General features: G+C 54.5%; 10 protein-coding genes. 9 read left to right on the forward strand and 1 reads right to left on the reverse strand.

Going from position 1 to position 8,143, the window contains the following annotated elements; translation table 11 throughout:
* From H8Q75_RS09745 to bioA, 9 genes are all read left to right on the forward strand, one after another.
* Positions 1-703, forward strand: a 703-nt coding sequence (locus tag H8Q75_RS09745) for a hypothetical protein (RefSeq protein WP_297041365.1), incomplete at its 5' end; no start/stop codon positions are given.
* Positions 690-1,301: a DUF4033 domain-containing protein gene (locus H8Q75_RS09750; protein WP_024124978.1), complete on the forward strand. Its 612-nt coding sequence runs from the start codon at positions 690-692 to the stop codon at positions 1,299-1,301. The genes H8Q75_RS09745 and H8Q75_RS09750, both read left to right, overlap by 14 nt.
* Positions 1,302-1,388: 87 nt before the next feature.
* A complete protein-coding gene (locus tag H8Q75_RS09755) occupies positions 1,389-2,399 on the forward strand; it encodes an ArsJ-associated glyceraldehyde-3-phosphate dehydrogenase (RefSeq protein WP_297041367.1) in 1,011 nt (336 codons plus the stop codon).
* A 10-nt stretch (positions 2,400-2,409) separates the two neighbouring features.
* Positions 2,410-3,663 (forward strand): organoarsenical effux MFS transporter ArsJ, encoded by a 1,254-nt coding sequence (arsJ, locus tag H8Q75_RS09760; protein WP_024124976.1) that lies wholly within the window; start codon positions 2,410-2,412, stop codon positions 3,661-3,663.
* A gap of 156 nt (positions 3,664-3,819) precedes the next feature.
* Entirely contained in the window at positions 3,820-4,119 is a 300-nt protein-coding gene (locus H8Q75_RS09765) for a hypothetical protein (RefSeq protein WP_297041369.1), read from the forward strand.
* 202 nt (positions 4,120-4,321) lie between these two features.
* Positions 4,322-4,795 (forward strand): ribosome maturation factor RimP, encoded by a 474-nt coding sequence (gene rimP, locus H8Q75_RS09770; RefSeq protein WP_041429112.1) that lies wholly within the window; start codon positions 4,322-4,324, stop codon positions 4,793-4,795.
* Between the two features lie 40 nt (positions 4,796-4,835).
* The gene (gene nusA, locus H8Q75_RS09775) at positions 4,836-6,035 is read left to right on the forward strand and encodes a transcription termination factor NusA (protein ID WP_024124973.1); all 1,200 of its coding nucleotides are present in this window, start codon (positions 4,836-4,838) and stop codon (positions 6,033-6,035) included.
* A 2-nt stretch (positions 6,036-6,037) separates the two neighbouring features.
* Positions 6,038-6,304: a YlxR family protein gene (locus tag H8Q75_RS09780; protein WP_024124972.1), complete on the forward strand. Its 267-nt coding sequence runs from the start codon at positions 6,038-6,040 to the stop codon at positions 6,302-6,304.
* Entirely contained in the window at positions 6,297-7,595 is a 1,299-nt protein-coding gene (bioA, locus tag H8Q75_RS09785) for an adenosylmethionine--8-amino-7-oxononanoate transaminase (RefSeq protein ID WP_024124971.1), read from the forward strand. The genes H8Q75_RS09780 and bioA overlap by 8 nt, the downstream gene beginning before the upstream one ends.
* On the opposite strand, the gene H8Q75_RS09790 is transcribed toward bioA, so the two are convergent.
* Positions 7,583-7,975 carry a DUF1823 family protein gene (locus H8Q75_RS09790; RefSeq protein WP_024124970.1) on the reverse strand — a complete coding sequence of 131 codons (393 nt, stop codon included), beginning with the start codon at positions 7,973-7,975 and terminating at the stop codon, positions 7,583-7,585. The genes bioA and H8Q75_RS09790 overlap by 13 nt on opposite strands.
* Positions 7,976-8,143 lie beyond the last annotated feature (168 nt).

Raw genomic sequence — 8,143 nt, forward strand, 5'->3', positions numbered from 1 at the left:
CACCCACCCTATGGTTACCTCTTGGGCGAAATGGTCATTGCCGCGACCTCACGGGCGCTCAGCTCCGCTGCGCCAAAGGCGATCGCAACGGCTACGCTGGAAATCTTTTGTTTTTAATCTACTGTCTGAGCGTCTTTTGCGGGTCATTGGTGCACTGGGGGCAGGCCTGCTCCTGTGGCAAACGGATGCCCCCCTGATGGCAGCAACCCTGAGTGGTGTGGGTACGATTTTTCTCCTCAGTCGCTGGCAACGCCGACTTTTGACGCTATGGCAAAACCTTTGCCAACGGATGCACCAATGGCTGCATCATCCCTTTGCGTTTACGGTGGTGGGGGGGCTGCTAGCCTCTTTGGGTACCTATACCCTCTTGCATATCGGTCAACAGACAGCAGATCCCTGGTTGGTGGTCGCTCTTGTCATCCTTGGCATCCTCCTGGTGGGCATCATCGTCCTTCTCGGCACAATCATTGGTCAACTGCAACAGCAGCATCAGACCCAGCAGGTGTCCCAGTGGTTGACTGATCTGACCCATCCGCAGCCTTTGCACCGGCTAGTGGCCATTCGCCAATTGGCTCGGGTTTCTGAGGGGGCAGAGCGTCGCCAGGTGCAGGAGGCGCTATATCTGCTACTGGCCCAGGAAAGGGATGCGGTCGTTCGCCGGGCTGCCCTTGAGGTGCTCGATCACCTTGATGATGCCGCCTGAGTCCCTGAACTGGCTAGAGCGGTGGTGCTTGGCTCGGCTGATCCGAGCGATCGCCAGTGCCATTGGGGTTGAGCCACAGCGATGGGACTATGTTGGCTTTGTTGAGATCACCCGACAGCTGAAACGGGGGCGATCGCCCGCGCAGCAACAGGCCATTGTGGCCACGGTCTTTGATCGCCTTATCCCACCAATGATGAGTACATTGATACGCACACTCTTTCGACCAAGCCGCTGGATCTGTGAGTGGAATGCCTGGTTTGCTACCCGCCTCACGGGCTGGTTAGTGGGGGCCAGCGATCGCTACTGGGTCGAGGTCATGCCCCCCGATCAACTCCCCCAATGGCAATACAGTGGCGTGCGCATCCAAAAATGCCGCTACTTGGCTGAATCCCAATGTATGGCGTTGTGTATGAACCTGTGCAAAAAACCCACCGAGCAATTTTTTCGGCAGCGACTGGGCATTCCTTTGACAATGACGCCGAACTTTAGGGACTACAGTTGCGAAATGGTCTTTGGTACCCCTGCCCAGCCAATTCCTCAGCCGCCACTGCTCCCCTGTTGGCAGGATCCGAGTCAAACCCCCTGCCCTTACGTTTAAGCCCATGCTTTTGGGGAAGCATTTTTGCCGATTGACAATTCAAGATTATTTGAAATAGTTTAGGGATGTCCCACTGGAGTAGAAACCATGGGCGTTGGCATTGGCATTAATGGCTTTGGCCGCATTGGTCGCTTGGTTTTGCGTGCCGCATGGGGTTGGCCCGAACTGGATTTTCGTCACATCAACGAGATTAAGGGAGGCACAACCGCTGCTGCCCATTTGCTGGAGTTTGATTCGGTTCATGGCCGTTGGCGCCAGACCATCCAAGCCAAGGAGGGGGCGATCGCCATCAACGATCAGATCATTAGCTTTTCGGAAGCGAAAACTCCGGCGGAGGTACCTTGGCAAGAACGGGGAGTCGAGATTGTTCTGGAATGCTCGGGTCAATTCCGTACCGCTGAGCAACTGGCGGCCTACTTTGCAGTTGGGGTGAAAAAAGTGATTGTTGCTGCCCCTGTCAAGGAACAGGCTCTCAACATTGTCCTGGGTGTCAATGATCACCTCTACAATCCCCACGCCCACCACTTACTCACCGCCGCCTCCTGTACGACAAACTGCCTTGCCCCCGTCGTCAAAGTTATTCACGAAACCTTTGGCATTCGCCACGGCTTGATTACCACAATCCACAATGTCACGAATACCCAGACGCTGGTGGATGCCCCCCACAAGGATTTGCGCCGGGCCCGCTCTAGTCTCATGTCCCTTGTACCGACCACGACTGGTTCAGCCACCGCTATTGGTCTCATTTATCCAGAACTCCAAGGCAAACTCAATGGTCTAGCTGTACGGGTGCCCCTGTTGAATGCGTCGCTCACCGACTGCGTTTTTGAAGTGAGCCGCCCCACCAGTGTGGCCGCAGTGAATGCAGCCCTCAAGGCCGCGGCAGCCGGCGAACTCAAGGGAATCCTCGGTTATGAGGAACGCCCCCTTGTTTCCATTGACTACTGCAACGATCCCCGTTCCAGCATTGTCGATGCCCTCTCCACCATGGTTGTGGATGAAACGCAGGTGAAAATTCTGGCCTGGTATGACAACGAATGGGGTTACAGCAATCGTATGGCTGAATTAGCTCGTCGTGTTGCCACTACTTTGCCCTAGGGAGTCTGCTATGGCTGTGTCCACCAGTGTCCGCAACTATATGATTGTTACCCTCGCCTATTGGGGGTTCACGATTACCGATGGCGCACTGCGAATGCTAGTGCTGCTCTACTTTAACCAGATTGGCTACACACCGCTGCAAATTGCCTTCCTATTTCTCTTTTATGAAGTTTTTGGCATTGTCACCAACTTTCTCGGTGGCTGGATGGGTTCCCGGTGGGGACTGAATGTCACCCTCTACGCGGGCATTGGCTTGCAGGTGATCTCGCTGATCATGCTCACACCCCTAACCCAACAATGGCCACTGTGGTTTGCGGTGCCCTATGTGATGGCTGCACAGGCAATGTCGGGGGTGGCCAAAGATCTGACAAAGATGAGTTCTAAGAGTGCCATTCGCTTAGTGGTGCCCCAAGAGGCAGAGTCGCGGCTTTTTAAGTGGGTGGCAATTCTTACAGGTTCTAAAAATGCCCTCAAAGGGGTGGGCTTCTTTGTTGGCAGTTTGTTGTTAACATTGGTGGGCTTTACAGCGTCTCTGTGGATCATGGCGATCGCCCTCCTGCTCATCCTATTCACTGCGGGGTTATTACCGCGGGGGATGGGGCAGATCAAAAAGACAATCAAATTTCGGCAACTGTTTTCCAAGAGTAAGGAGATCAACATTCTCTCAGCCGCCCGCTTTTTCCTCTTTGGGGCACGGGATGTCTGGTTTGTGGTAGGTCTGCCGGTCTATTTGCAAAGCGTCCTCAACTGGTCATTTTATGAAGTGGGGGGCTTTCTTGCCCTGTGGGTCATTGGCTATGGCGGTGTCCAGTCCTCAGCACCCGTTCTGTTCAAATACCTCAATCGCGGTCGCCCTCCCCAAGCCGCTACTATTCAGTTTTGGACGTTTACGCTGACAGTTGTGCCAGCAGTGATTGCTTTCGGCTTGATGAGCAACTGGAACCCCAATGCCGTGATTATTGGTGGGTTGTTTCTCTTTGGCTTGATTTTTGCCATGAATTCGGCAGTCCACTCCTACTTGGTGCTGGCCTATACCGACGATGAAAAAGTGGCCTTGAATGTTGGCTTCTACTACATGGCCAACTCTGGGGGGCGACTGGCGGGAACTGTCCTCTCTGGCCTTATTTATCAAATTGGGGGGATTGTCGGCTGTCTGTGGGTTTCAATGGTCTTTGTCCTCTGTGCCGGAGTCATTTCCTTAAAGCTCGAGGATCCAAAACGGCCGCAGCCTTACCTCTCCTTGACGGTGGGCGATGCTGAATAAGTGCAACATTTCCCCAGATTGGCTACAACTGAATAGAATGAAGGTAAGGTACAGCTCTTTTCGCAAGGATGGGTATCCTTAGCACAAAGCACGTGTGAGACAGGGTAGGACTTCCAGAAAAGGGTTGTAGGAGAGGTTCCCCGAGGAATTGCCATTATGATGCTCCCCCAAGCAATCATCGGCCAAAAAGTGTGGTTAGAAGTGGAACCCGAAGACGCCTACTATCTGGGTGAGAAAATTCGAGTACAGGCGGAAATTAGCCAGCCCACTGCTCCGCCATGGTACTATGCTCGCTACATTAACCCGCCCCGCTGGTTTCGCACCCAAGGCCAGTGGCTCACTCACCATGAGGCTGAGAGGGCAGTGCTCTTGAATCCTGTCTTGGAGGATTTGGAGTTAGAGGAAGAGCACTATGACGGTGATGAGCTGACGAATGGCGATTTTAGCGATCGCTAGGAGCACCGAGGGGGTATTGACCAGGGTGGCGATCGCCCGCCATTAGCTGCTATACTAAATACCACGAACAGTGGTCTATTGGCAGCACCCAGGAACGTTCTATTCTGAACGATTCACAAGTCTCCTTCTGTTAGGGAAAGGAGTTGCCGCTTTTTGAGATTGTTTGGGTGTGGTGGGCAATGTCCCGCCTTTTTTATTTCCTATGCAGATACAGATACTTTTGCCTGTGGTGCAAACCCTTGCCCAGCAGGTTGCCGACCAAGAAAACCTTGATCTGGTGAGTGTGCAGTGGCTTACCCATCAATCGCCTCCCATTTTGCGGGTGGAGGTGCGCCATCCTGAGAACGACACCAGCTTAGAGGATTGCGAGCGGCTGAGTCGGGCACTGGAGATGGCTTTGGATGGGCTGCCGGAGTTGGAGTTTGCCTACGTTCTCGAGGTGTCGAGTCCTGGTCTGTCGGATTACCTGAGTAGCGATCGCGACTTTGATGCCTTTCGTGGCTTTCCTGTACGGGTCACGACCACCGCACCCCATCGGGGTAAAACCCTTTGGGAGGGCAACCTGATTCGCCGTGACGAGGTGAATGTCTATCTCAATCAACGGGGGCGATCGCTGGCAATTCCGCGGTCACTCATTGCCAGTGTCCAACTGTACACCCCCAGCAGTGAGCCTTAGCAGAAGTTGATCTACATAAAGAACGAGGTTGTAACAGACGATGACCATCTATCGCTTACCCGGCCTACGGGCCATGATCAATGAAATTAGCCAAGAGCGGAATTTGCCCAAGCACGCAGTGCATCAAGCCCTCAAGGAAGCACTGCTGAAGGGATACGAACGCTATCGCCGCAGTCTGCGCCCGGATCATAGTCACTTTGAGGAGGATCACTTTGCCAACTTTGAAGTGGAACTAGATACGGAGCAGGAGGGTTTTCGGATTTTGGCCACCAAAACCATTAAAGAAACAGTAGAGAACCCCGATCGCGAGATTGCTCTTGCCGATGTGATTGAGGTGGTACAGGATGCCCGCGTCGGCGATACGGTGCTGTTGGATGTCACCCCCGACCATCAAGAATTTGGCCGCATGGCTGCGATGCAAACCAAGCAGGTGTTGGCACAAAAATTACGGGATCAGCAGCGTCGCCTTGTCCAAGAGGAATTCAAAGAGCTTGAGGGCACCGTTCTCATGGGCCGCGTCCTCCGTTTTGAGCGGCGATCGGTGATTATGGCGGTGCGCAGCGATGCTAGTCAACCGGAAGTGGAGGCTGAACTGCCGAAATGGGAACAACTTCCCAACGACAACTACCGCGCCAACTCCACCTTCAAGGTGTATCTCAAGCGCGTCAAAGAAGGCCCCCAACGCGGCCCCCAATTGGAGGTTTCCCGTGCCGATGCCGGCTTGGTGGTCTATCTCTTTGCCAATGAAGTGCCAGAAATTGAGGATGAAGTGGTGCGGATTGTGGCCATTGCCCGCGAAGCCAATCCCCCGAATCATAAAGTCGGCCCGCGCACCAAAATTGCGGTGGATACCTTAGAACGGGATGTCGATCCTGTGGGTGCCTGCATTGGGGCACGGGGATCCCGCATTCAAGCAGTGGTGAATGAACTACGGGGGGAAAAAATTGATGTGATCCGCTGGTCACCGGATCCAGCCACCTATATTGCCAATTCCTTGAGTCCGGCACCGGTGGAGGAGGTGCGGCTCATCAACCCCGAAGCCCGCATTGCCCATGTGCTTGTGGCCCCCGATAAGGTCTCCCAAGCCATTGGTAAAGAAGGCCAAAATGTGCGCTTAGCAAGCCGCCTCACGGGCTGGAAAATTGAGGTGCGCGATAGCTCCCAATACAACTATGAAGAGGAGGATCGCTTGGCTATGGCTGCTCTTGAAGAACCCCTCGAAGAACAGGTTGCCAGTTAGGGATGATGGCTGTTCCCCAGCGCCGCTGTGTTGCCTGTGGCCGGGTGGCCGATCGCTCGCAGTTCTGGCGGATTGTGCGCTGCTGGCCCGATCAAAAGGTGCAGTTGGATCGGGGAATGGGGCGATCGGCCTATCTGTGTCCCACGGCTGAGTGTCTTAAGGTGGCTCAGCAGAAAAAACGCTTGGCGCGATCGCTCCGCTGTCCCATTCCAGAAGATATTTTTACGACGCTTGCCGCTCGTTTAGCTGCCCATTGCAACCATGACTGACTCCCCCATTTGGCAACCCTTTACACAAATGAAAACCGCAGATCCGCCGCTCAAGGTGGTGCGTGCCCAGGGGGCTTGCCTTGAACTAAGCGATGGCCGTCAGATTATTGATGCCATTTCCAGTTGGTGGGTGACGCTCCATGGCCATAGCCATCCTGTGCTGGCAAAAGCGCTCTACGCCCAGGCGCAAACCCTTGAGCATGTGATTTTTGCGGGCTTTACCCACGAGCCAGCGGAGCAGCTTGCTCAACTCCTGTGTGCCCACACCCCAGCAGGATTACAACGGGTCTTTTTTTCCGACAATGGCTCAACGGCTGTGGAAGTGGCGCTGAAGATGGCCTATCAGTATTGGCAGCAGCGAGATCAGCCCCAGCGATCGCGCTTCATTGGCTTTGCCGGCGGGTACCATGGCGATACGCTGGGGGCAATGACTGTCGGCCAAAGTTCCCCTTGGTGGCAACCCTTTCAACCGCTCCTCCCTCCCTTGACGATCCTGCCCTACCCAGCGACCTATCCGGGAGATCCAGAGGTCGAGACCAAGGAGACACAGGCGATCGCTCAACTGGAGTCCACCCTCAAAACAGACCCCGACGCCTATGCAGCGCTCTTTATTGAGCCCCTGGTACAGGGAGCTGGCGGCATGCGCATGTGTCGTCCCCAGTTTTTGCGAGCAGTTTCTGAGGTGGCCAAAGCCTATGGTGTTTTAGTTGTCTATGACGAGGTGATGACCGGGTTTGGCCGCACTGGTGCCCTCTTTGCCTGTGAAAAGGCAGCGACGCAACCGGATCTACTCTGTTTGTCCAAAGGGCTATCGGGAGGGTGCTTGCCCATTGCCGTCACATTGGCCACGGAGGAAATTTACCAAGCCTTTTATGCCGATGACCCCGCCCGTGCTTTCTTCCACAGTCATTCCTATACGGGCAATCCCTTGGCCTGTGCCGTGAGTGTTGCTTCATTCCAGTTGCTGCTTGCGGACCCTGAATCTTACCAAGGCCTGGAGGCGCGCCATTGGCAGTGTCAACAACGGTATCTTGCGGATGTGAGTCATCTCAAGCAATTTCGTACCTGTGGCACGATCGCGGCCATGGAATTAGAAACAGAGGCCTCCTACTTTAGCGACCTTGTGCCCCAACTGCGCCGCCGCTTTATTGAGCTGGGGGTGCTTTTGCGACCCTTGGGCAATACCCTATATATCTTGCCCCCCTACTGCATTAGTGATGCGGAACTGGCCACCGTCTATCGCGCTATCCGCCAAGTGGCGATCGAGGTGGCTGAGGGTTACTTTGCCTGAGCTTCCTCTTGAGTGGCCATGTAGCTGAGGAGCCAGTTGACAGCAGTGGCACGGCGGGTACGGCGGGGGTTGAGTTCCTTAATTTCGTAACCCCCAAAACCCAACTGTTCCTTGAGAAGTTGTTTGTGGGCAGGGGGAATAGAGCGGGTGAGCTTGACAATGGCGGGGCGGCTGCCAATGAAGTCTGGGGGGTGAGGATACTCTTGCTGCCATTCTGGAGGTACGCGATCGCTCCGCCAAGTTTGGCTGTGGGCGTCATACCGATAGCCCAAGCAGTGCCACAGCAGTCGATTGACCGTGGCATCATCCAGTTCCTCATTGAGAATTTGCCACAAGGTCGTTTCCGTTAGGGGAGGTAGTTGCGAATCGGGAGTGCTCATTGCTAGTCCTGCTGGCGATCGCCGAGGGGTCTCCGAGTCATTACTCTATAGTTAATTATTAATTATTATATTTAATGGTTGCCTCGTCCACGGTTTTGTTTGGCAATAGCAACAGGTACAATGCCCTGATGTTGCTTAGCTTGAGGGGCAGGGTGTCGGTGCTGCCCC

Source organism: Thermosynechococcus sp. OHK43 (assembly GCF_014466085.1).
Classification (GTDB): Bacteria; Cyanobacteriota; Cyanobacteriia; order Thermosynechococcales; family Thermosynechococcaceae; genus Thermosynechococcus.

Coding starts and splice junctions, on each gene's coding strand:
- H8Q75_RS09750 (WP_024124978.1), top strand. CDS start 690: ATGATGCCGCCTGAGTCCCTGAACTGGCTAGAGCGGTGGTGCTTGGCT.
- H8Q75_RS09755 (WP_297041367.1), top strand. CDS start 1,389: ATGGGCGTTGGCATTGGCATTAATGGCTTTGGCCGCATTGGTCGCTTG.
- arsJ (WP_024124976.1), top strand. CDS start 2,410: ATGGCTGTGTCCACCAGTGTCCGCAACTATATGATTGTTACCCTCGCC.
- H8Q75_RS09765 (WP_297041369.1), top strand. CDS start 3,820: ATGATGCTCCCCCAAGCAATCATCGGCCAAAAAGTGTGGTTAGAAGTG.
- rimP (WP_041429112.1), top strand. CDS start 4,322: ATGCAGATACAGATACTTTTGCCTGTGGTGCAAACCCTTGCCCAGCAG.
- nusA (WP_024124973.1), top strand. CDS start 4,836: ATGACCATCTATCGCTTACCCGGCCTACGGGCCATGATCAATGAAATT.
- H8Q75_RS09780 (WP_024124972.1), top strand. CDS start 6,038: ATGATGGCTGTTCCCCAGCGCCGCTGTGTTGCCTGTGGCCGGGTGGCC.
- bioA (WP_024124971.1), top strand. CDS start 6,297: ATGACTGACTCCCCCATTTGGCAACCCTTTACACAAATGAAAACCGCA.
- H8Q75_RS09790 (WP_024124970.1), bottom strand. CDS start 7,975: ATGAGCACTCCCGATTCGCAACTACCTCCCCTAACGGAAACGACCTTG.